This window comes from Thioclava marina, assembly GCF_002020135.1.
Taxonomy (GTDB): domain Bacteria; phylum Pseudomonadota; class Alphaproteobacteria; order Rhodobacterales; family Rhodobacteraceae; genus Thioclava; species Thioclava marina.
In genome coordinates this window covers 141,569-162,836 of record NZ_MPZS01000002.1, presented here as the reverse complement: position 1 = coordinate 162,836, position 21,268 = coordinate 141,569, and the positions used below count along the sequence as shown (strand labels likewise).

The following is a 21,268-nucleotide window of genomic DNA, read 5'->3' as shown; positions in this document are numbered from 1 at the left end:
CAAAGTCTCTTCCGGGGATTGACTAGCCCCGCGCTCTGGGCAAGGTGGGGCGCATGATCGATCTGCGCCCGGTTGGATATATCATTGGAATGCTGACATCCGTGCTGGGGCTGACGATGCTGATCCCGGCGGCGGTTGATCTGGGTTATGGGGCAGGGCACTGGCTCGTCTTCGTCGAGAGCGCCGTGCTGACGATGACGGCGGGCGCGCTGCTCGCGCTGGCCTCGCGCGATGCGCTCAAGCGGACCCTCTCGATCCAGCAGAGCTTCGTTCTGACGACTGCGGTCTGGATCACCCTGCCGTTCTTCGGTGCGGTTCCCTTCATGCTCGGCGCACCGCATCTGAACCTGACGGATGCCTATTTCGAGGCGATGTCGGGCCTCACCACCACCGGCACCACCGCCATTCAAAAGCTCGACGACCTGCCGCCGGGGGTGAACCTGTGGCGTGGCTTGCTGCAATGGCTGGGCGGGCTGGGCATCATCATCGTCGCGATGATCTTCCTGCCGGTGATGAAGGTGGGGGGGATGCAGTTCTTCCGCTCGGAAGGGTTCGACACGCTGGGCAAGATCCTGCCGCGCGCGATGGATATCTCTTCGGCGCTGATCCGCATCTATGTCGGTCTGACGATCGCCTGTGCGCTGACCTATATGGGGCTCGGCATGACCGGGTTCGACGCGGTGATGCATGCGCTCACAACCATGTCGACGGGCGGGTTTTCCAATTACGATGCAAGCTTCGCCACCTACAAGGGCGCGCCGGAATATGCCGCCTCGGTCTTCATGGCGCTCGCCGCGATGCCCTTCATCCGTTTCGTCCAGGTCCTGCGCGGCGATGCGGTCCCGCTCTGGCGCGACCCGCAGGTGCGCGCCTTCATTCGCTGGATGGGCTATGCGATCGCGGTCATCGTGCTCTACCGGATGTTCCGCCACGAGGCCGATTTCTGGCCCACCCTGCGCGAAGTGACCTTCAACGTGGTCTCGACCTTCACCGGGACGGGCTACGCCTCGGAGGATATCACGCAATGGGGCCATCTGGCCTTTACCGTGCTGATCATCTCGGGGCTGATCGGGGGGTGCACTTCCTCGACGGCCTGTTCGGTCAAGGTTTTCCGCTACCTGATCCTGCTCGAGGCGATCAAGGCGCAGATCCAGCGGCTCTACTCACCGCATCGGCTGCTCCGTGTGCAATATGACGGGCGCCCGGTCGAGGACAGCGTCGTGAACTCGGTGATGGCCTTCTTCTCGCTCTTCATCCTCAGCTTCGGGGTGCTCATCATCGCGCTGACTTTCACCGGGCTCGAGACCGAGACTGCGATGACCGCCGCATGGACCTCGATCGCCAATATCGGCCCGGCCTGGGGGCCCGAGATCACCGGCAACGGCTCGGTCGCGGCCTTCCCCGAAACCGCGAAATGGCTGATGAGCGTTGCGATGTGCGTCGGGCGGCTCGAGCTGATGAGCGTGCTCGTGCTGATCCTGCCGCGCTTCTGGCGCAGCTGATCACTTCCAGCAGGAAATCTGCACCACCATCCCGTCGGCGAGCGTTTGCAGATCTTCGGGCGTGCGCTGGCCCGAGAAATCCGACGCTTCGGGCGCAAAGCCCCGCGCGGAAAGCCCGGGCGCCATCGCAGAGGCCTGAAGCGCCACTGTCAGCCCGTCGGGCAGTACACGCTGAGGATCCTTTGCGACCGGCAGCAGCATCCCCACCACCGCGCCCGAGCCGTCGAGCACCGGACCGCCCACATCGCCCGCGCGGGTCTTGGCCTCGATGCGGGCCTGGGTTTTCTCGCCTTCGAGCCCCTTCAGCGCCGAGAGCTTGCCGAAATTCAGCACCGGAGCGGGCAGGGCCTCGGGATAGGAAAAGCCCGCCACCGCGACCTGCGTCCCGGAGAAAGGCGCATCCGTGCGGAATTTCGCGACCGCTTTGGGCGCGAGCGTGTCTTTCGGCGTCAGCACCGCATAGCCTTCCGCGCCCGCGTCATAGCTCAGTTCCGCCGGGTGATCCTCGATGGTGATCCGGCCGCATTGCGCAAGCCCTTCTGCGGCGGTCAGCACATGGCCCTCCGCATCGATGAAAAAGCCCGAGCGCGAGAAGACCGGCGCACGTTTCTCGATCCCGGCCATCAGGGCGGCCCGGGTCACCGACATCGGCTGGCCGAGCGTGGTGTCAAGCGCCGCAGTGCCGACCGGCGCGAAGCTTTTCTTCATCGCGTCGAGCACTCGCGTCATGCGCTGATCGTCGGAGGCGGGCCAGACCAGCGTGAAGCCCTTGATCAGCCCTTTCGACAGGTCGGCCTGCGTGTAGGAGTGGATATTGTCGTTCTTGCCTTCGATGGTGAAACCGCTGGCACCCAGCTTGCGCGCACCGCGAACCGGCACGATCTCGAGCGTCTGCATCGCGTCGTAGAGCCCGCGCAGTCGCGCCGCATCGCCGGGCTGCGAAATCAGCAGAACCTGAACACCGCTGCCATCCTTGGGCGCGTAATTCACGAAGGGCGCATTGTAGCGCGCGAATTGCACCAGCCCGAGCGGCATGTCGATCTCGATCCCGGCCTCGGATTCGGTGACCTTTTCAAGCCCGAGGGCCGCGCGCTCGCTGGCCACCCGGTCGAGGAGGGCGATTTGTTGGGTCGAGGAGAGAACCCCGGTCGGCTCGTAGCCGTTCTTGAGCTGCCAGTCGGCAATGGACGCCCGCGTGCCGCGCCCGAACAGCCCGTCGAGCGCGCCCTGGTAATGGCCCGTCCATTCCAGCGCGGCCTGAATGTCGCGGCGCTCATCACGGGTGAGGGCGGCCTCCAGGCGGCGGCTCTCGGCCAATGTCTCGATCGGGGCGGGGACCTCGATGGGCGCAGCCTCTGTCAGCGGTTCAGGCTGGGTGTCTGCAACCGGTGGCGCCACCGGGTCTTCGGGCTGGGCCTCGGGCGCGGGTTGCGCCTCGGGCCGGGGCGTCATGCCCAGGCCAGCGCCCACCGGCCAGAACTGCTGGCCGAAATTGCCGCCATCAGCGACGAAACTGTCGCGCGGGATCAGCCCCTCTCCGCGCAGCAAAAGCCTGCGGTCGTCGGCGGTCTGATCGTCGGGGAAGGGGCCGAGCGCGATCGCATACCAGCCCGAATCCAGCCGGAAGCCCGAGACATCGGGGAACATTCCCGCCCACTCGCGCGCCCGCGCCTCGGCCTGCGCCAGAGAGTTCTTCGCCTCGATCTGCACCCATGCCTCCGCCCAGGCGCTTCCCGTCCAGACCATGCCGGTCAGGCTGGCCCCAACAACGATCGAAACTGTACGCGAAACGGCCCGCATTGCTCACCCCATAATAACTGCTTTTGCGGCGACCTTACCGAAACCACGCCGCGCGTCACCCCTTAAATGCCGCTTTTGCGGTCAGGTTTTCCCCCGCCATGCGGAGAACACTACGCAAGCCGCCGCGCAACGCTCTTCGAGGCGTTGACGCCCCCGCGCCCCTTGCCTAGAGAGGAGGCGCTTTTCAAGGAAGGTGCGAGACATGGCCAAAGCGGACGCCCCCAAGTCGTTTCAGGAAATCATCCTGCGACTGATGAGCTACTGGGCCTCGAAAGGCTGCGCGGTGCTGCAGCCCTATGACATGGAGGTCGGCGCGGGCACGTTCCACCCGGCGACCACGCTGCGCGCGCTCGGATCGAAGCCCTGGGCCGCGGCATATGTCCAGCCCTCGCGTCGCCCGACCGATGGCCGCTATGGCGAGAACCCGAACCGCCTTCAGCACTACTATCAATACCAGGTGCTCATCAAACCGAGCCCGCCGGACCTGCAGGACCTCTATCTCGGCTCGCTCCGCGCGATCGGCATCGACACCGAGCTGCACGACATCCGTTTCGTGGAAGACGACTGGGAAAGCCCCACGCTCGGCGCTTGGGGGCTGGGCTGGGAAGTCTGGTGCGACGGCATGGAAGTCAGCCAGTTCACCTATTTCCAGCAAGTCGGCGGCCATGACTGCAAGCCGGTCTCGGGCGAGCTGACCTACGGGCTCGAGCGTCTGGCAATGTATGTGCTGGGCATCGATCACGTCATGGACATGCCCTATAACGACCCCTCGGCCCCGATCGCGCTGAAATACGGCGACGTGTTCCGCCAGACCGAGCAGGAATACTCGCGCTGGAACTTCGACGTGGCCGATACCGACATGCTGCTCAAGCATTTCGAGGATGCCGAGGCCGAATGCGAACGCATCCTCGCCTCGCCGGATACCGACGATGCGGGCCGCAAGATCGTCATGGCGCACCCGGCCTACGACCAGTGCATCAAGGCTTCGCATCTCTTCAACCTGCTCGACGCGCGCGGCGTGATCTCGGTCACCGAACGCCAGGCCTATATCGGCCGCGTCCGGGCGCTGGCGAAGAAATGCGCCGATGCCTTCGTGCAGACCGAGGCGGGCGGGGCAGCGGCGGGGGATGCCGCCTGATGCACCCGGCCATGCGCCCCTCGCTGTCAGCCGAGCCCCGGCAACAGGGTTCTGAGCCCCGTCGCGATCATCTCGATCGCGATGGCCGCGAGGATCATGCCCATCAGGCGCGTCGTGATGGTGCGCAGGGTCTGGGACATGTGATGGCCGATATCGGCGGCGAACCACATCACCAGCGCAACCATCGCCAGAACCAGCACCAGCGCGGTGATCAGCGCGATATAGCCCGCGCTGTCCTGCGCGCGCCCGCTGAAGACGATCAGCGTCGTGATCGTGCCCGGTCCAACCAGCATCGGGAAGGCCAGCGGATAGAAGGCGATATCCTCCCTCTGGGCCTGATGTGCCTGCTCGGCGGGCGTGCCGCTATGGGCCGGACTTCCCGAGCCATTGAGCATTCCCAGCGCGATCGTCAGCAAGACGAGACCGCCCGCGACGCGGAAATCGTCGACCGAGATGCCGAACAGCTTCAGGATCGGCGTGCCCGCGGCCACGATCACGGCACTCAGTCCCGCGGAATAGAGCGTCACCTGAAGCGCGGTGCGCCGCTGGGCCGCGCGTTCCATGCCATCGGTGAGACCCAGAAAGACCGGCAGGTTGACGAAGGGATTCATGATCGCGAAGAGCGCGCCGAAGGCTTTGATGAACAGGGCGGTTTCCATGGGCCTCTTTCCGTGATGCGCGCCGATCATATCCGCTCGGCGGGCGCACGAAACCCCCGGAGGGGCTCGGCATGAACGGAAAGCTCATCGGAGGTGGCATCGTGGTGATCGCACTCGTCTTCGGCGCGGTGGTCTACTATTCGCAGGAATACGGCTATTACGATCAGGTCGCGCCCGGCTCCGAGGCGGCGAAGATCTCGCTCGCCGAACTCGACGGCACCACGCTCGACCCGCTTGACGCTCGCGGTTTCGAAGGGATCGACGCGGACAGCTCGCCCCTGCGTTACCGGGCCTGCTTCAACACCGATCTCTCGATCGCCACCGCGACCGAAACCTACGAGGTCTATGACAAGGCCGCCCCGCTGATCGGTCCGAACTGGTTCGACTGCTATGACGCGAAGACCATCGGCGCCGATCTCGAGGCCGGTCGCGCGGTGGCGTTCCTGTCGCAACACAACATCCGCCCCGGCGTCGATCGCGTCGTGGCTCTTTATCCCGATGGCCGGGCCTTTGTCTGGCACCAACTGAATGACGAAGCGGAGAAGTGAGATGCCCGATCTTCTGATTGAACTGTTCTCCGAAGAGATCCCGGCGCGGATGCAGCCCAAGGCCCGCGAGGACCTGAAGAAGCTGATCACCGATGGCGTGGTCGAGGCCGGTCTGACCTATGCCTCCGCCGGGGCGTTCTCGACCCCGCGCCGCCTGACGCTGACCGTCGAGGGGCTGACCGCGAACTCGCCCACCCTGCGCGAAGAGCGCAAGGGCCCGCGCACCGACGCGCCCGAAAAGGCGATCGAGGGCTTCCTGCGCTCGACCGGCCTCACGATGGATCAGCTCGAGACCCGTGACGACAAGAAGGGTCAGGTCTATTTCGCGGTGATCGAAAAGCCCGGCCGCCCCGCCACCGAGATCGTGGCCGAGGTGCTGGAGAAAACGATCCGCAACTTCCCCTGGCCGAAATCGATGCGCTGGGGCGAGGGCGCGCTGCGCTGGGTCCGCCCGCTGCACTCGATCCTCGCGATCCTCTCGGACGAGGCGGGCGCCACGATCGTCGCGCTCGACGTGGACGGGATCACCGCAGGTGACGCCACCCGCGGCCACCGCTTCATGGCCCCCGACACCATCCAGGTCGGCGGGTTCGAGAGCTACGCCAAGCAGCTCAAGGCCGCCAAGGTCATGCTCGACCCGGCCGAGCGCGAAGCCGCAATCTGGCACGATGCCGAGCAGATGGCCTTCGCCAAGGGCTGGGAAGTGGTGCCGGACAAGGGCCTTCTGGCCGAGGTCGCGGGCCTCGTCGAATGGCCTGTCACGCTGATGGGCGAGATCGACGCTCAATTCCTCGACCTGCCGCCCGAGGTGCTGCAGACCTCGATGAAGGAGCATCAGAAATTCTTCTCGGTGAAGAACCCCAAGACCGGCCGGATCGAGGGCTTCGTCACCGTCGCCAACCGCGAAACTGCCGATCACGGCGCGACCATCCTCGCGGGCAACCAGAAGGTGCTCTCGGCACGCCTTTCGGACGCCAAGTTCTTCTGGGAAAACGACCTGCGCACCGTGGCCGCCCACGGTCTCGAGGGCATGGGCGCGGGGCTCGACGCCGTGACCTTCCACAACAAGCTCGGCTCGCAGGGTGACCGCATCCGCCGCATCGAGGCGCTCGCGCGTGAAATTGCGCCCTTGGTCGGCGCCTCGCCCGATCTCGCCGCCGAAGCCGCCCGCGTCGCCAAATCCGACCTGCGCTCGGAAATGGTCTACGAATTCCCCGAGCTGCAAGGCGTAATGGGCCGCTACTACGCGCAAAAGGCAGGCCTGCGCGATGCCGTCGCCGATGCCTGCCGCGACCATTACGCGCCGCTGGGCCCCTCCGACGATGTGCCCTCCGAGCCCGTCTCGGTCGCCGTCGCGCTCGCCGACAAGATCGACACGCTGACCGGCTTCTGGGCGATCGACGAGAAGCCGACGGGCAGCAAGGACCCCTTCGCGCTGCGCCGCGCCGCGCTGGGGGTGATCCGGTTGGTGTTGGGGAATGATCTTCGTGTTTGTCTCTCTGATCTGATCGAAAATGGTTTTGAGCAACATCGCCAACCGGTGCTTGAGGCTGAGCGCAAACGTACGTTCATCGCAATTCTCAACGATTTCGAGCGCGGCCAAGAGGTTTCTTCAGAGATCGCTGAGTTCATCGGTTCGTCTGGCGAAGCCCACGTCGAAAATATCAATTCTGCGATTTCTCTACAGCCAGCAATTAAGGAGCGGCATATCCGAAATGCGGCCGAAGCCATTGCCGAGATCTATGTGTCGCAGCGAAGTGGAATTGAGTGGCGATCCGTCTTCGTGCCAGCCAGAGATAACCTCCTCTCCTTCTTCCACGACCGCCTCAAGGTCCACCTGCGCGACGCGGGCATCCGCCATGACGTGATCGACGCCGTGCTCGCCATGCCGGGCTCGGACGATCTCACCCTCGTCGTCAAACGCGCCGAGGCGCTGAGCGAGACCCTGAAAACCGACGATGGCGAGAACCTGATCCAGGGCTTCAAGCGCGCGAACAACATCCTTACGCAGGCGGAAGAAAAAGACGGGGTCGAATACAGCTTCGGCGCCGATCCCAAATTCGCCGAAACCGAGGAGGAAAAAGCCCTCTTCGCCGCCCTCGACGCCGCCGAAGCCAAAATCGCCCCGGCGATGGAAGCGGAAGATTTCGCCACCGCCATGTCCGCGATGGCGTCCCTGCGCGCCCCGATCGACGCCTTCTTCGAGGCCGTCCAGATCAATGCCGAGGCCGAGGTGATCCGCCGCAACCGGCTCAACCTGCTCTCCCGCATCCGCCAGATCTGCCTCGACGTGGCCGATCTCACCAAGATCGAAGGCTGATCCTTCCTCTTGGCCTAAATATCCCCGCCGGAGGCTCCCGCCGGCCCCGATTGTCCCGGGGCCGGGACCTGGCGTGGCGGTGACGCTGGGTTAATTGGCCAAATGACACACTTGCGGGGGCGGGGAATCGGCCTATTCTGCCACGGTAGAGAAGGCGCGCTGCAATGCAGAAACCCGTTGAAATCGCTGATTTTGTAACCCTGACGCCCACCGCCGAGGTGGATAAGGCGCGTCATGGCTGGCGCGCGAAATGCCTCCAGCGGCTGATCCGGCTCGACCTGCCGGTGCCCAGGACTGTCGCCTTGCCCGCCGATACGGTGCGCGCGATTGCCGCCGGGCAGGTCTTCGACGCGCAGGCGCTGGCCGCGGTTTTCGGCCCCGAGATGCTCGTTTCCGTGCGCCCGAGCCCCGAGAACCCCGAATGGGGCGGGCCGGGCACCGTGCTCAATGTGGGCATGAATGACGACATGCACGCGGTGCTCTCGAACACGCATGGCTCCGAGGCTGCCGACGCGCTCTATCTGCGTTTCGTGCAGCTCTATTCGATCCATGTCGCGCGCCTCGACCCGGACATGTTCCAGCAGGAGCCGGGACCGGGATCGCTCGAGGCCGCGCTCGACGCTTACGAGGAAGAGACCGACGAGCGGTTCCCGCAATCGGGCGCGCGGCAACTCGCCGAGGTGTTGCGTTCGATGGCGCGCGCCTGGGAGGGCACGACCGCGCGCCTGCTGCGTCAGGCCAAGGGCGCGCCGCCCGATGCGGTGCTCGGGCTTCTCGTGCAGGAGATGGCGCTCGGGATCGGGCCGGGGCTGTCGGGCTCGGGAACGATCCAGTTCGTCGATGGGGTGACCGGCGGGCCGCAGATCACCGGACGCTTCCGCGGCCAGAGCCAGGGACGCAAGGCCGCTGTCGAGACGCTTTACCTGACCCGCGATCCGCGCGGCGCCTCGCTTGAGGAGGCAGACGCCAAGGTCTTCGATACGCTCAAGGAATTCGGCGCGCGCTGCCGGGTGAAGCTGCGCGAGGAGATGCAGATCGAGTTCACCATCGAAAGCGGCGAGGTCCATGTGATCGACGCCGTGCGGGTGCCGCGTTCGTCGCGCGCCGCCGTGCGCATCGCGGTGGCGCTGGCGCAGGACGAGGTGATCTCGCGCGAGGATGCGCTCTTGCGGGTCGAGCCGCGCGCCATCACCGAACTTCTGCACTATCAGGTCGATCCGCGCGCGCCGCGCGACGTGTTGGCGCGTGGCATCGCGGCCTCTCCCGGGGCGGCCACCGGCAAGATCGTCTTTTCGGCCGCGGCCGCGCAGGCCTCGGCCGCGCGTGACGAGCCCTGCATCCTCGTGCGCCGCGAAACCTCCCCCGAGGATATCCGGGGCATGCATGCCGCCGTCGCCGTGCTGACCGAACGCGGCGGCATGACCAGCCACGCGGCGGTGATCGCGCGCGGTCTCGGGCTGCCCTGCATCGTGGGCGCCGAGATCGAGATCAACGGCCGCGAGCGCCAGTTCCGCGGGCCCAAGGGCCGGATCTTCCGCGAGGGCGACACGATCACCCTCGACGGCACCAATGGCGAGGTGCTGGTGGGGGCGGCCGAGATGCTCGAGCCCGCGCTCGATGACGGGTTCCGCACGCTGCTGCACTGGGCCGATCTGGTGCGCGATATCGGCGTGCGCGCCAATGCCGACACGCCCGATGACGCACGCACCGCGCTGATGTTCGAGGCCGACGGGATCGGGCTTGCGCGTACCGAACACATGTTCTTCGATGAAGATCGCCTGACGGTGATGCGCGAGATGATCTTCGCCGACAGCCCCGAGGACCGGCGCACCGCGCTCGACCGGCTACTGCCGATGCAGCGCGCCGACTTTCTGATGCTCTTCGAGTTGATGAAGGGCGAGCCGGTCTGCATTCGCCTCTTCGATCCGCCGCTGCACGAGTTCCTGCCCCATGACCGCGAGGGGATGCGCGAGCTGGCCGAGGCGCTCGACCGGCCGCTCTCGGAAGTGACGCGCCGCGTCGAGGCGCTTTCCGAATACAATCCCATGCTCGGGATGCGCGGCGTGCGTCTCGGCGTCACCGTGCCCGAGATCTACGACATGCAGGCACGTGCGATCTTCGAGGCGACCGTCGAGGCGATCCGCCGTGGCGCCGAGGTCGTACCCGAGATCATGATCCCGCTCGTCTCCGCCTCGCGCGAGGTCGAGATCGTGAAGACCCGGATCGACGCGGTGGCCGCCGCGGTCCGTACCGAGACCAAGGCCAATTTCACCTATCGCCTCGGCGTGATGGTCGAGACGCCGCGTGCGGCTCTGCGCGCAGGCGAGATCGCCGAGCACGCGGCCTTCCTGTCCTTCGGTACGAACGACCTCACGCAGATGACCTACGGGCTCTCGCGCGACGATGCGGGCCGTTTCATGTCCACTTACGTCAATCAGCAGGTCTATAGCGAAGATCCGTTCCACATCCTCGATGTCGAAGGGGTGGGGGAGCTCTTGCTGATCGGCGCGGGGCGCGGTCGGGGGGCACGTCCCGATATCACGATCTCGGTCTGCGGCGAGCATGGCGGCAACCCCGAATCAATCGCCTTTTGCCGGGCAGCGGGCTTCGATTACGTCTCCTGTTCGCCGTTCCGGGTGCCGGTGGCGCGTCTTGCAGCGGCACATTTCGCGCTTCTTGCTCCGCGCGGACGCGCGGTGCCGTAAAGGTAAACTCAGAGCGGCGAGAAATCGCGCATTTTTATCAAATACCGTTGGCAAATCACGTCCGCGCGCGCTATCCGATTCGAGAGGGATATCGCACGCGATCTTCCGCGTATTTGAGCAGGATTTCGCCGCAACTTTCATCAGGGTTGCGCGATCTTGTGGCATTTTCTGGACACATTCGCTCTCGTCGGGTAAGGGAGCGCGGTCGCGGCTCAATGGGGGGACGCGGCGATTGTCCTTATCGGAAGATAAACATGTCAGTGCTGAAAAGCTGGACGGGGGGCGCGATCGTCCTCCTGGCCCTGGCCGGAGGCTTGCGTGCCGAAGTAACGGTAAGCCAGTCGAACGACCCCGGAGAGGTCGCCGAACAGGGTCTGATGTCGGTTCTATGGCAGGAGCGCTCCGCGATGAGCGCGATCGACAAGCGTCGGGTCACCGCGCTTACCATGGCACCCGCCCGGTCCAAGAACGTTGCGAGTCAAAAGAACCTGCCGCCGGTCCTCTCGGCCGATTGGCTGGCCAAACAGCCCGCCGCCACCGGTGACGCGCAATTCCAATGTCTTTCCAAGGCCCTCTACTTCGAGGCCCGCGGCGAGGGCGTGAAGGGCCAGCAGGCCGTGGCCGAGGTCATCCTCAACCGCGTCGACGATCCCCGTTTCCCGGGGTCCATCTGCGGCGTGGTTCATCAGTCGAACCGCCGTGGTTGCCAGTTCAGCTGGTATTGCGACGGCAAGGCCGACCGGGTCAACAATTCCGCCGCCTATGCCAAAGTGGCGAAAGTCGCGCGCGCGATGATCGACGGCGCGCCGCGCTCGCTCACGGTCGGTGCGACGTATTTCCATACCCGTACCATCCGCCCGAGCTGGTCGCGCCGCTTCGACAAGACCGCCTCGATCGGCCATCACGTCTTCTACGCCGATCCGATCCGCACCGCCGAAAACTGAGCGGGTGGCCGTCGCGAGCGGGCGATGAAATGACGCTTGAGGGTGGGCTTCGGTCCGCCCTTTTTCTATGCTCGACATGACCCAAGAATTCCCGAGGCGCGCATGAGTTCCGACATTTCGCTGGCTTTCTCGCATCCCGAAGCGCGGGCCGAGGCCTCCGCGCCCGCCGATCCGCGCGACCGGATCAGCTTGCGCGACCATATCGTCGAGGCCGATATCGGTGCCTTCCAGCAGGAACGCGGCCACACGCAGCGGCTGCAATTCAACGTGGTCGTCGAGGTCCGTCCCGTCACCGAGCCGCTCGAAGACGACGTGGACCGCATTCTCAGCTATGACCGTATCACCGAGGCGATCGCGGCCGAACTGGCCGAAGAGCGCGTGAACCTGCTCGAAACCCTCGCCGCCAAGGTGGCCGAGCGCATCCTCGCCAGCCCTCAGGCGATGCGCGTCTTCGTCCGCATCGAGAAACTCGATCGCGGCCCCGGCGCGCTCGGCGTGGAAATCGTGCGCTCGCGCGCCTCGGTGCCGGTGAAAAACGTCGATGCGAGCGGTGCGGAGCAAACTCTCCACCCGGTCGTGGCCTATCTCTCGAACGCGGCGATCGACGCGCCCGACCTCGCGGCCCGGCTCGATGCTCTGCAAGGCGCGGGGCACCCGGTGATCCTCGCCGTGGGTCTGCCTGACGGCCCGGTCCCCGAAAGCGGCCAGAACCCCACCCAGCGCCGCATCGACCTGCTCGCCATCGAGCAGAATGCCTGGCGGCTCGCCGCGCGCGACAATCGCTGCGTCGTCGTCGCCACCCGGACCGAAATCGACTGGGCGATGCGCCACGGCGAGATGGTGGTCTGGGCACCCTCCAAGATCGTGCTCGACGCCACCGACGGGCCCAAAAGCCCCGCGCGCAACGCGGTGGCGCTGGCGCTTTGGCTGGCCGAGCAGATGGCCGCGACCCGGCTGGAACTTCACGGGGATGTTTCAGCCCCGGCAGGAAGCCGCGTGCCGATCGAGACGCACCCGCTCTGAGCGTCTTGAAAAGACCCGCGCAATCGGGTGAATGGGGCGCATGGAGAAGATCTATTACCGCCCGCTTCTGCGGACCGATGCCGCCCGTCCCGAAACCGCGCTGACCCTCGCAGGAGGCTGGTGCTGGTTCGACGAGGTCGAACTGATGCGCCGCGACGCCGAACCCGAGATCGTGCCCGCGTCGCACCTGCCCGAAGAGATGATCGAACGGCTGTGCGCCCCCCGCCCCCCTCTGGCCGGTCTCACGATGGACGCCCCGCGCATCATGGGCATTCTCAATGTCACGCCGGACAGTTTCTCCGATGGCGGCCGCTTCGACGTGGAGGATGCCGCGATCGAGCGCGCCTTCGCTCTGCGCCAGAGGGGCGCCGATATCCTCGACATCGGGGGCGAGTCGACGCGCCCCGGCGCGACCGAAGTCGATGAGGACGAGGAGATTGCCCGCACCGCCCCCGTGATCGCGGCGCTGCGCGATGCCGATTTCGACGCGCCGATCTCCATCGATACCCGCAAGTCGCTGGTTGCCGATCAGGCGCTTGAGGCCGGGGCCGCGATGCTCAACGATGTCTCCGCGATGGAGTTCGACCCGGCGATGGTCGAGGTCGCGCAGGTCTCCGGCGCGCCGATCTGCCTGATGCATGCGCAGGGCCTGCCAGAGACGATGCAGGACGACCCGCGCTACACCGATGTGCTGCTCGACGTTTATGACTACCTCGAGGACCGTATCGCGCTGGCCGAGGATTACGGCATCGCCCGTGAGGCGATCATCGCCGATCCCGGCATCGGCTTTGGCAAGACCGTTCAGCACAACCTCGCCCTGATCCGCGGCCTGAGCCTCTTTCACGGGCTCGGCTGCCCGCTCTTGCTGGGTGTGTCGCGCAAGCGCTTCATCGGCACGGTCGGCGGCGCGGAAGACACCGACTCCCGCATGCCCGGCACGCTTGCCGTGACGCTCGCGGGCCTCGATCAGGGCGTTCAGATTCACCGTGTCCACGACGTGGCCGAGATCGCCCAAGGCATCCGGCTCTGGGACGCGATCACGAGAGGATTTGAAGAATGAGCAGAAAGCTTTTCGGCACCGATGGCGTGCGTGGCGAGGCCAATTCCGGCAAGATGACCGCCGAGATGGCGCTGCGTCTGGGCGCCGCCGCCGGCCGCTATTTCCGTCAGGACGACTCGCGCGGCCACCGTGTGGTGATCGGCAAGGATACGCGGCTCTCGGGCTACATGTTCGAAAACGCGCTGACCGCGGGCCTGACCTCGACGGGGATGAACGTGCTGCTGCTCGGCCCCGTCCCGACGCCCGCGGTGGGTTACTTGACCCGCTCGATGCGCGCCGATCTGGGCATCATGATCTCGGCCAGCCACAACCCGGCCAAGGATAACGGCATCAAGTTCTTCGGCCCTGACGGGTTCAAGCTGTCGGACGAGGCCGAAGCCGAGATCGAGGCGATGCTGGATGCCGAGATCCGCCTCGCGCGGCCCGAGAATATCGGCCGCGCCAAGCGGATCGACGACGGTCTGGGCCGCTATGTCGAATATGCCAAGACCACCTTCCCGAAACTGCACAAGCCCGAGCTGAAAGTCGTGGTCGATTGCGCAAATGGCGCGGCCTACCGCGCGGCCCCCGACGTTCTGTGGGAGCTTGGCTTCGACGTGATCCCGGTCGGCGTCTCTCCCGACGGGCGCAATATCAACCTCAATTGCGGCTCGACCCATACCCAGACCTGCGCCGAGGCTGTGGTCGCCCATGGCGCGGATCTGGGTATCTCGCTCGATGGCGATGCGGACCGGGTGATGATCATCGACGAGACCGGCCATGTCGCCGATGGCGATCAGATCATGGCGCTCTTTGCGAAACGCTGGGCCGGTTCGGGCCAGCTCGCTGGTGGCGCGCTGGTCGCGACCGTGATGTCCAATCTCGGGCTCGAACGCTTCCTTCAGGCCAAAGGCCTGCGCCTCGAGCGCACGGCGGTCGGCGACCGTTACGTGGTAGAACGGATGCGCGAAGGCGGCTTCAACCTCGGCGGCGAACAGTCGGGCCACATCGTGATGACCGATTACGCGACGACCGGCGACGGGCTGATGGCGGGGCTGCAATTCCTCGCCGCGATGGTCGAGACCGGAAGCCGCGCCTCCGAATTGGTCCGCCAGTTCGAGACTGTGCCGCAAATGTTGAAAAACGTAAGGTATCAGGCGGGGCAAGAGCCCCTCAGCGCCCCGAATGTTGAAAAACTGATCGCCGCGACCGAGGCGAAACTGGCAGGCCAAGGGCGCTTGCTGATCCGTAAGTCGGGTACCGAGCCGTTGATCCGCGTGATGGCGGAATGCGAGGATGAGGCGCTTCTCATCGAAGCCGTCGACGGGATCGTTGCGGCGGTCGAGGCGGAAACCGCGTAAGGGGGCGCTGCCTCCTCTTTCCTGACGGAAATTCACCCCCGGGATATTTCGACCAATTCGAAACGGAAAACCCTGTCTTTTCGAGTTGGTGAAAATATCCCGGGGGAGGCCGCATCGCGGCCGGGGGCAGAGCCCCTTCTTGCGGGCCGTGACGCGGGGAGATCAGCCGCCGATGAGGCGCAACCCGAGCCAGATCAGGATCGCGGCTTCGAACACAGTCCAGAGCAATCCGAAGATCCGCCAGCCCTTCGGGCCGGGCGTGCGCGCGACGCTGCGAAACAGGCCGATCAGAACCGCTATCCGGTACAGCCCGGCGAGGATCGCGGTGCCCCCGAACAACGGGCCGAGATGACCGGGAGACGCCATGGCGGTAAAGAGCGCGATCAGCACCAGCGCCGGGACCACCACCATCGCGGGCCCGTAATTGCCGACCCAGAACGTATCGCCCGGGCTTAGCCGACCCGCGAAGAGGTCGCCGAACCAGCGTGGGGTGAAGAATTTCGCGCGCTCTGCCTGGATCGCGTCGAGCTCGCTTTGCGGCATGTCCTGCATGGGGCCTCCGATCTTTCGCGGGAGAGTGACAAGAAAAGGGGCGCCCCGCAAGGCGCCCCTCCTGATGCATCCGGTCGCAGATCAGTTGCGCGACTTGTCGACCATCTTGCCCTTGGAGATCCAGGGCATCATGGCGCGCAGCTTCTCGCCGACCTGTTCGATCTGGTGCTCGTCGTTGATGCGACGGGTCGCCTTGAAGAAAGGCTGACCGACGGCGTTTTCCTGCATGAAGTCACGCACGAACTTGCCAGTCTGGATGTCGGTCAGAACCGCTTTCATGCGCGCCTTGGTCTCTTCGTAAGGCAGGACGCGCGGGCCCGAGACATACTCGCCATATTCGGCGGTGTTCGAGATCGAGTAGTTCATGTTCGCGATGCCGCCTTCATAGATCAGGTCGACGATCAGCTTCACTTCGTGGAGGCACTCGAAATAGGCCATTTCCGGCTCGTAACCGGCTTCCACAAGGGTCTCGAAGCCCATGCGGATCAGTTCGACGAGGCCGCCACAGAGAACCGCTTGCTCGCCGAAGAGGTCGGTTTCGCATTCCTGGCGGAAGTTGGTCTCGATGATGCCCGAGCGGCCGCCACCGATGGCCGAGCAGTAGCTCAGCGCGATGTCCTGGGCCTTGCCGGTCGCGTCGTTTTCGACCGCGAAGAGGCAGGGCACGCCGCCGCCCTTGGTGTATTCGCCGCGCACGGTGTGACCCGGGCCTTTCGGCGCCATCATGATCACGTCGATGCCGGGCTTCGGCTCGATCAGGCCGAAATGCACATTCAGGCCGTGGGCAAACGCGATCGCCGAGCCTTCTTTCAGGTTGTCATGGACGTATTTCTTGTAGGTCTCGGCCTGAAGTTCGTCGGGCATGGTGAACATGATCACGTCACACCAGGCCGCCGCTTCGGCGATGCCCATCACCTGAAGGCCTTCGCCTTCGGCTTTCGCTTTCGAGGGCGAGCCGTCGCGCAGCGCAACGGCGACGTTCTTCGCACCCGAGTCGCGCAGGTTCAGCGCGTGGGCGTGGCCCTGCGAGCCATAGCCCAGAATGGCGACTTTCTTGTCCTTGATCAGGTTCACATCGCAATCGCGATCATAATACACGCGCATGGCGTTCCTCCTTCTTGTCTGATGGTGAGAATAGGGAGATCTGCGCGTGAATGGTTTCAGAAGTTGATAAATTTCCACCTATTGCGTAAAAATAATTCTCGATAAATTCATAATTCGGATAAATCATGCAACTTGACGATACCGACCGCCGGATCCTGCGCCAGATGATGGCCGAGCCGGGGCTGCCCACGGCCGAACTGGCCGAGCGCGCGGGCGTGACCTCGGCCACCTGCTGGCGGAGGATCGAGCGGTTGCGCGAAGGCGGCGTGATCCGGGGCGAGCAGGCTTTGATCGACTGGCACGCGCTTGGCTGGGAGGTCGAGGTCAGCCTGCGCTTCACCCTCGACAAGACCAACCCGCGCGCCTTTGACGAGTTCATCGCCGCCGCACGAGAGGTGCCGGAAGTACTTGAGATCCAAAGCTTCCTCGGGTCCACCGACATGCGTCTGCAGGTCATCGCCCGCGACATGGCGCATTACCAGGAGATCTATCGCAACCGCATTCTGACCCTGCCGCATATCTCCGAACTCGATGCGCTGATGCTGATCTCGACCATCAAATCCAGCGCGGAGCTGCCGGTATGAGCCTTGATCTTGACGATCTCGACCGCCGCATCCTGCGCGCGCTCAGCCGCGATTCGACGCAAAGCGCAGGTGCGCTCGGGCGCAAACTTGGTCTCTCGCAGCCCGCGACATGGCGCCGGATTCGGCGGTTGGAAGAGGCGGGCGTGATCGCAGGGCGGCGCGTGGTTGTCGAACCGGAGGCGCTCGGCTTCGGCGTGACCGTCTTTCTCGGCGTGAAGCTCGCCGCAAAAGGCCGCGTCAGCCTCGAGGATTTCGAGCGCGCGGTCACGGCGATCCCCGAGGTGCAGGTGGTACAGCACGTGCTTGGCCTTTTCGATTACCGCCTGCGCGTCACCGCCCGCGATCTCGCCGATTTCGAGCGCGTTTTACGCCGCCGGATCATGACCTTGCCCGGCGTGGGGCAGGTCGAGGCGAATGTCCTGCTGAGTGAGGAACGCCGCCCCGGCCCGCTGGGCTGATTTATTTACTGTTGAAACTTTAGGCGTGATGCGCCCCAAATGGGCGCAACGCTTGCGGCGCGCTTCTCAGGTGATCCGTCGGGGTCGGAAGGCATGGACCACCCTGCCGGAGAAGTCTTGGATCGGGATGGAGGGATTGATGCTCGACGCCACTGTTCAGACCAAAGCTGTGCCAAGGATGCAGCGCTCGCGCGGGGCCGCGCGGGCGGGCTTCGATGGCGCGCGGCTGATCGGGTTGCATCAGAGCGGGTCCGCGAAGGCGATCCTCCCGCGTGTTCCGGGCGCAGCCGAGGTCGTTTTCCTCAATACATCCGGCGGGTTGACGTCTGGCGACCGGCTTTCTTACGAAACCGATCTGGCCAATGGTGCGCGGCTCGTCGCTACCACGCAGGCCGCCGAGCGCGCCTATCGCGCCGAAGATGCGCGCGCCGAGGTCACAGTCCATCACCGCGTCGGGTCGGGCAGCCATCTGGATTGGCTGCCGCAGGAAACCATCCTGTTCGACCACTCGAAACTCGTGCGCGAGACGACGATCGAGCTGGCCGCCGACGCTTCTTGCCTGATGCTCGAAGCGGTGGTTCTGGGCCGGATCGCGATGGGCGAGCGGGTGCGTGAATTGCAGTTTTTCGACAGTCGCCGCATCGAAAGGGCGGGAAACCCGGTGTTTTTTGAGCCGTTCGCGCTCGATTCCAACATTCTCGCCAAAGGTGCGCGCGGGGCGATCCTTGGCGAGGCCCGCGCTTTCGCGACGATGGTGCTCTGCGCTCAGGGTGCCGAGGACGCGACCGAGGCTGCCCGGACGGTGCTGGATGAGCCCGGCGTCGAGGGCGCCGCCTCGGGTTTCGACGGGAAATGCGTGATCCGATTGCTGGCGCGGGAGGGCTGGCCGATGCGCCGCCAGATCCTGCGCCTGATGGAAACCTTGCGGCGCGGGCAATCGGCCCCGCGCGTCTGGCAGATCTGAGGAACGAAGATGAACCTGACACCGAGGGAAAAGGACAAGCTGCTCATCAGTCTCGCCGCGATGGTCGCGCGGGGGCGGCTGGAGCGCGGCGTGAAGCTTAACCATCCCGAAGCCATCGCGATCATCTCGGATTTCGTGGTCGAGGGCGCCCGCGAGGGCCGCTCGGTCGCCGATCTGATGGAGGCTGGCGCGGGCGTGATCTCGGCCGATCAATGCATGGAGGGCATCCCCGAGATGATCCATTCGATCCAGGTCGAGGCGACGTTCCCGGACGGGACCAAGCTCGTCACCGTCCACCATCCGATCCGCTGAGATAAGCGCAGCTTATGCAAGCGCTCCGAGAATAAGTTTTGCTAATGAAAGGCAGCCCGATGAAGAAACTCGCAGCTCTCGCCCTTCTCGCGCCGACTGCGGCGCTCGCTCATCCCGGTCACAGCGCGGGCACGACCTGGTTTTTCCATGACGGTCCGCTGATCGGTCTGCTGGCGTTGGCCGCCCTTGCCTATATCGGCCCGGAACTCGCCCGGGCGCTGCCCCGTAACAAGGATTGAGCCGATGATCCCCGGGGAAATCCTGCCCGCCGCGGGCGATATCACCCTCAACGAGGGCTGCGAGGCGATCACGCTGATGGTCGCCAATACCGGCGACCGTCCGGTGCAGGTCGGCTCGCATTACCATTTCGCGGAGACCAACCCGGGGCTGGAGTTCGACCGCGAGGCCGCGCGCGGCTACCGGCTCGATATCGCGGCAGGGACGGCGGTGCGCTTCGAGCCGGGGCAAAGCCGTGAAGTGCGGCTCGTGCCCTATCGCGGATCGCGCGAAGTCTATGGATTCAATCAGAAAGTTATGGGGGCGCTTTGATGCCGGCCACGATCTCGCGCAGCACCTATGCCGATATGTTCGGCCCCACGACCGGCGATCGGGTGCGGCTTGCCGATACCGATCTGATCATTGAGGTCGAGCGCGACCTGACCACCTACGGGGAGGAGGTCAAGTTCGGCGGCGGCAAGGTGATCCGCGACGGGATGGGCCAGAGCCAGATTTCCCGCGCGGGCGGAGCGGTCGATACGGTCATCACCAACGCGCTGATCGTGGACCACTCGGGTATCTACAAGGCGGATGTCGGCCTCAAGGGCGGGCAGATCGTCGCGATCGGCAAGGCGGGCAACCCGGACACCCAGCCGAATGTCGACATCATCATCGGACCGGGAACCGAAGCCATTGCGGGAGAAGGGAAAATCCTGACCGCGGGCGGGTTCGACGCGCATATTCATTTCATCTGCCCGCAGCAGATCGAAGACGCGCTGGCCTCGGGGATCACGACGATGCTGGGCGGCGGCACGGGCCCTGCCCATGGCACGCTGGCCACGACCTGCACGCCGGGGCCGTGGCATATCGCGCGGATGTTGCAGGCTTTCGACGCGCTGCCGGTGAACCTTGCGCTCTCCGGCAAGGGCAATGCCTCGAAGCCCGAGGCGCTGGTCGAGATGGTCGAGGGCGGTGCCTGCGCGCTGAAGCTGCACGAGGATTGGGGCACGACGCCGGGCGCGATTGATTGCTGCCTGAGCGTGGCCGAGGACATGGACGTGCAGGTGATGATCCACACCGACACACTCAACGAATCCGGCTTCGTCGAGAATACGCTGGCCGCGATCAAGGGTCGCACCATCCACGCGTTCCATACCGAAGGCGCGGGCGGCGGTCATGCGCCGGACATCCTGAAAGTGGTGAGCGCGCCGAACGTGATCCCGTCTTCGACCAACCCGACACGGCCCTACACCGCGAACACGGTCGAAGAGCATCTGGATATGCTGATGGTATGCCATCACCTCGACAACAAGGTGCCCGAGGATGTGGCCTTCGCCGAGAGCCGGATCCGCAAGGAGACGATCGCGGCCGAGGATATCCTGCATGACATGGGCGCGATGTCGATCATCTCCTCGGACAGTCAGGCGATGGGCAGGGTGGGCGAGGTCATCATCCGCTGCTGGCAGACCGCCGACAAGATGCGCAAGCAGCGCGGGCGTCTGCCGGAAGAGCAGGGCGACAATGACAACGTTCGCGTCAAACGTTTCATCGCGAAATACACGATCAACCCGGCGATCACGCATGGGATGAGCCAGCATATCGGCTCGGTCGAGGTGGGTAAGCGGGCCGATCTCGTGCTGTGGAGCCCGCCCTTCTTCGGCGCGAAACCGGAGATGGTGCTGATCGGTGGCATGATCGTCTCGTCCCAGATGGGCGATCCGAACGGCTCGATCCCGGCGCAGCCTTTCTACACGCGCAACATGTTCGGGGCCTTGGGCGGCGCGCGTCATGCCTCGTCGGTGACCTTCATCAGCCAAGCGGCACAGGCGAACGGGCTGGCGGGGAGCCTTGGCTTGCAGAAAACGACACTCGCGGTCGAGGGCACGCGCGGCATCGGCAAGGCGCAGATGATCCACAACGCGGCGACGCCGAAGATCGACGTGCATCCCGAGACCTACGAAGTGCGCGCAGATGGCGAGCTGCTAGTGTGCGAGCCGGCCGAGGTTCTGCCGTTGGCGCAGCGCTACTTCCTGTTCTGA

General features: G+C 65.1%; 20 protein-coding genes. 16 read left to right on the top strand and 4 right to left on the bottom strand.

Annotated features, from left to right (window positions below; translation table 11 throughout):
* Positions 1 to 53 precede the first annotated feature (53 nt).
* The gene (locus tag BMG00_RS10995; RefSeq protein ID WP_078574377.1) at positions 54 to 1,502 is read left to right on the top strand and encodes a TrkH family potassium uptake protein; all 1,449 of its coding nucleotides are present in this window, start codon (positions 54 to 56) and stop codon (positions 1,500 to 1,502) included.
* Here the strand turns inward: BMG00_RS10995 and BMG00_RS10990 are convergent, their stop codons facing one another.
* Positions 1,503 to 3,302 carry a trypsin-like peptidase domain-containing protein gene (locus BMG00_RS10990; RefSeq protein WP_078574376.1) on the bottom strand — a complete coding sequence of 600 codons (1,800 nt, stop codon included), beginning with the start codon at positions 3,300 to 3,302 and terminating at the stop codon, positions 1,503 to 1,505.
* A 202-nt stretch (positions 3,303 to 3,504) separates the two neighbouring features.
* Between BMG00_RS10990 and BMG00_RS10985 the strand changes: the two genes are divergently transcribed.
* On the top strand, positions 3,505 to 4,440 hold the full coding sequence (locus BMG00_RS10985; protein WP_078574375.1) for a glycine--tRNA ligase subunit alpha: 936 nt from the start codon (positions 3,505 to 3,507) through the stop codon (positions 4,438 to 4,440).
* Between the two features lie 26 nt (positions 4,441 to 4,466).
* Here the strand turns inward: BMG00_RS10985 and BMG00_RS10980 are convergent, their stop codons facing one another.
* Positions 4,467 to 5,099, bottom strand: a complete 633-nt coding sequence (locus tag BMG00_RS10980) for a MarC family protein (RefSeq protein ID WP_078574374.1) — start codon at positions 5,097 to 5,099, stop codon at positions 4,467 to 4,469.
* A gap of 71 nt (positions 5,100 to 5,170) precedes the next feature.
* On the opposite strand from BMG00_RS10980, the gene BMG00_RS10975 reads away from it, so the two are divergent.
* The 7 genes from BMG00_RS10975 to glmM all read left to right on the top strand — a co-directional run bounded on the left by BMG00_RS10975 (position 5,171) and on the right by glmM (position 15,039).
* On the top strand, positions 5,171 to 5,647 hold the full coding sequence (locus BMG00_RS10975; RefSeq protein WP_078574373.1) for a DUF6446 family protein: 477 nt from the start codon (positions 5,171 to 5,173) through the stop codon (positions 5,645 to 5,647).
* Position 5,648: 1 nt separating this feature from the next.
* Entirely contained in the window at positions 5,649 to 7,967 is a 2,319-nt protein-coding gene (glyS, locus tag BMG00_RS10970) for a glycine--tRNA ligase subunit beta (RefSeq protein ID WP_078574372.1), read from the top strand.
* A gap of 164 nt (positions 7,968 to 8,131) precedes the next feature.
* A complete protein-coding gene (locus tag BMG00_RS10965; protein ID WP_078574371.1) occupies positions 8,132 to 10,672 on the top strand; it encodes a putative PEP-binding protein in 2,541 nt (846 codons plus the stop codon).
* A gap of 254 nt (positions 10,673 to 10,926) precedes the next feature.
* Positions 10,927 to 11,616: a cell wall hydrolase gene (locus tag BMG00_RS10960; RefSeq protein WP_093470066.1), complete on the top strand. Its 690-nt coding sequence runs from the start codon at positions 10,927 to 10,929 to the stop codon at positions 11,614 to 11,616.
* A 102-nt stretch (positions 11,617 to 11,718) separates the two neighbouring features.
* On the top strand, positions 11,719 to 12,639 hold the full coding sequence (locus tag BMG00_RS10955; protein WP_078574370.1) for a dihydroneopterin aldolase: 921 nt from the start codon (positions 11,719 to 11,721) through the stop codon (positions 12,637 to 12,639).
* Between the two features lie 40 nt (positions 12,640 to 12,679).
* Entirely contained in the window at positions 12,680 to 13,699 is a 1,020-nt protein-coding gene (gene folP / locus BMG00_RS10950; protein WP_078574799.1) for a dihydropteroate synthase, read from the top strand.
* Complete coding sequence (gene glmM / locus BMG00_RS10945) at positions 13,696 to 15,039, top strand: phosphoglucosamine mutase (protein WP_078574369.1); 1,344 nt, start codon at positions 13,696 to 13,698, stop codon at positions 15,037 to 15,039. The genes folP and glmM overlap by 4 nt, the downstream gene beginning before the upstream one ends.
* Before the next feature lie 162 nt (positions 15,040 to 15,201).
* Here the strand turns inward: glmM and BMG00_RS10940 are convergent, their stop codons facing one another.
* Positions 15,202 to 15,591: a hypothetical protein gene (locus BMG00_RS10940; protein WP_078574368.1), complete on the bottom strand. Its 390-nt coding sequence runs from the start codon at positions 15,589 to 15,591 to the stop codon at positions 15,202 to 15,204.
* 81 nt (positions 15,592 to 15,672) lie between these two features.
* A complete protein-coding gene (gene ilvC, locus BMG00_RS10935) occupies positions 15,673 to 16,755 on the bottom strand; it encodes a ketol-acid reductoisomerase (protein WP_078574798.1) in 1,083 nt (360 codons plus the stop codon).
* A 65-nt stretch (positions 16,756 to 16,820) separates the two neighbouring features.
* Between ilvC and BMG00_RS10930 the strand changes: the two genes are divergently transcribed.
* The 7 genes from BMG00_RS10930 (at position 16,821) to ureC (ending at position 21,268) form a co-directional block, all read left to right on the top strand.
* Complete coding sequence (locus BMG00_RS10930) at positions 16,821 to 17,279, top strand: Lrp/AsnC family transcriptional regulator (protein WP_078529836.1); 459 nt, start codon at positions 16,821 to 16,823, stop codon at positions 17,277 to 17,279.
* Complete coding sequence (locus BMG00_RS10925; protein ID WP_078529835.1) at positions 17,276 to 17,737, top strand: Lrp/AsnC family transcriptional regulator; 462 nt, start codon at positions 17,276 to 17,278, stop codon at positions 17,735 to 17,737. Before BMG00_RS10930 ends, BMG00_RS10925 begins: the two co-directional genes overlap by 4 nt.
* A 139-nt stretch (positions 17,738 to 17,876) precedes the next feature.
* Positions 17,877 to 18,701: an urease accessory protein UreD gene (locus BMG00_RS10920; protein ID WP_211274127.1), complete on the top strand. Its 825-nt coding sequence runs from the start codon at positions 17,877 to 17,879 to the stop codon at positions 18,699 to 18,701.
* 9 nt (positions 18,702 to 18,710) lie between these two features.
* Positions 18,711 to 19,013 (top strand): urease subunit gamma, encoded by a 303-nt coding sequence (locus tag BMG00_RS10915; protein WP_078529833.1) that lies wholly within the window; start codon positions 18,711 to 18,713, stop codon positions 19,011 to 19,013.
* A gap of 59 nt (positions 19,014 to 19,072) precedes the next feature.
* Positions 19,073 to 19,252, top strand: a complete 180-nt coding sequence (locus BMG00_RS10910) for a hypothetical protein (protein ID WP_078574366.1) — start codon at positions 19,073 to 19,075, stop codon at positions 19,250 to 19,252.
* Between the two features lie 4 nt (positions 19,253 to 19,256).
* Positions 19,257 to 19,562 (top strand): urease subunit beta, encoded by a 306-nt coding sequence (locus tag BMG00_RS10905; protein ID WP_038079281.1) that lies wholly within the window; start codon positions 19,257 to 19,259, stop codon positions 19,560 to 19,562.
* Complete coding sequence (gene ureC, locus BMG00_RS10900; RefSeq protein WP_078574365.1) at positions 19,562 to 21,268, top strand: urease subunit alpha; 1,707 nt, start codon at positions 19,562 to 19,564, stop codon at positions 21,266 to 21,268. The genes BMG00_RS10905 and ureC overlap by 1 nt, the downstream gene beginning before the upstream one ends.

What these genes read in the sequence shown, in the direction of transcription:
- BMG00_RS10990 (WP_078574376.1), bottom strand. Translation starts at nt 3,302, where the DNA reads ATGCGGGCCGTTTCGCGTACAGTTTCGATCGTTGTTGGGGCCAGCCTG.
- glmM (WP_078574369.1), top strand. Translation starts at nt 13,696, where the DNA reads ATGAGCAGAAAGCTTTTCGGCACCGATGGCGTGCGTGGCGAGGCCAAT.
- BMG00_RS10995 (WP_078574377.1), top strand. Translation starts at nt 54, where the DNA reads ATGATCGATCTGCGCCCGGTTGGATATATCATTGGAATGCTGACATCC.
- BMG00_RS10980 (WP_078574374.1), bottom strand. Translation starts at nt 5,099, where the DNA reads ATGGAAACCGCCCTGTTCATCAAAGCCTTCGGCGCGCTCTTCGCGATC.
- glyS (WP_078574372.1), top strand. Translation starts at nt 5,649, where the DNA reads ATGCCCGATCTTCTGATTGAACTGTTCTCCGAAGAGATCCCGGCGCGG.
- BMG00_RS10955 (WP_078574370.1), top strand. Translation starts at nt 11,719, where the DNA reads ATGAGTTCCGACATTTCGCTGGCTTTCTCGCATCCCGAAGCGCGGGCC.
- BMG00_RS10925 (WP_078529835.1), top strand. Translation starts at nt 17,276, where the DNA reads ATGAGCCTTGATCTTGACGATCTCGACCGCCGCATCCTGCGCGCGCTC.
- BMG00_RS10985 (WP_078574375.1), top strand. Translation starts at nt 3,505, where the DNA reads ATGGCCAAAGCGGACGCCCCCAAGTCGTTTCAGGAAATCATCCTGCGA.
- BMG00_RS10920 (WP_211274127.1), top strand. Translation starts at nt 17,877, where the DNA reads ATGCTCGACGCCACTGTTCAGACCAAAGCTGTGCCAAGGATGCAGCGC.
- BMG00_RS10910 (WP_078574366.1), top strand. Translation starts at nt 19,073, where the DNA reads ATGAAGAAACTCGCAGCTCTCGCCCTTCTCGCGCCGACTGCGGCGCTC.
- BMG00_RS10960 (WP_093470066.1), top strand. Translation starts at nt 10,927, where the DNA reads ATGTCAGTGCTGAAAAGCTGGACGGGGGGCGCGATCGTCCTCCTGGCC.
- BMG00_RS10915 (WP_078529833.1), top strand. Translation starts at nt 18,711, where the DNA reads ATGAACCTGACACCGAGGGAAAAGGACAAGCTGCTCATCAGTCTCGCC.
- BMG00_RS10930 (WP_078529836.1), top strand. Translation starts at nt 16,821, where the DNA reads ATGCAACTTGACGATACCGACCGCCGGATCCTGCGCCAGATGATGGCC.
- BMG00_RS10905 (WP_038079281.1), top strand. Translation starts at nt 19,257, where the DNA reads ATGATCCCCGGGGAAATCCTGCCCGCCGCGGGCGATATCACCCTCAAC.
- BMG00_RS10975 (WP_078574373.1), top strand. Translation starts at nt 5,171, where the DNA reads ATGAACGGAAAGCTCATCGGAGGTGGCATCGTGGTGATCGCACTCGTC.
- ureC (WP_078574365.1), top strand. Translation starts at nt 19,562, where the DNA reads ATGCCGGCCACGATCTCGCGCAGCACCTATGCCGATATGTTCGGCCCC.
- folP (WP_078574799.1), top strand. Translation starts at nt 12,680, where the DNA reads ATGGAGAAGATCTATTACCGCCCGCTTCTGCGGACCGATGCCGCCCGT.
- BMG00_RS10940 (WP_078574368.1), bottom strand. Translation starts at nt 15,591, where the DNA reads ATGCAGGACATGCCGCAAAGCGAGCTCGACGCGATCCAGGCAGAGCGC.
- BMG00_RS10965 (WP_078574371.1), top strand. Translation starts at nt 8,132, where the DNA reads ATGCAGAAACCCGTTGAAATCGCTGATTTTGTAACCCTGACGCCCACC.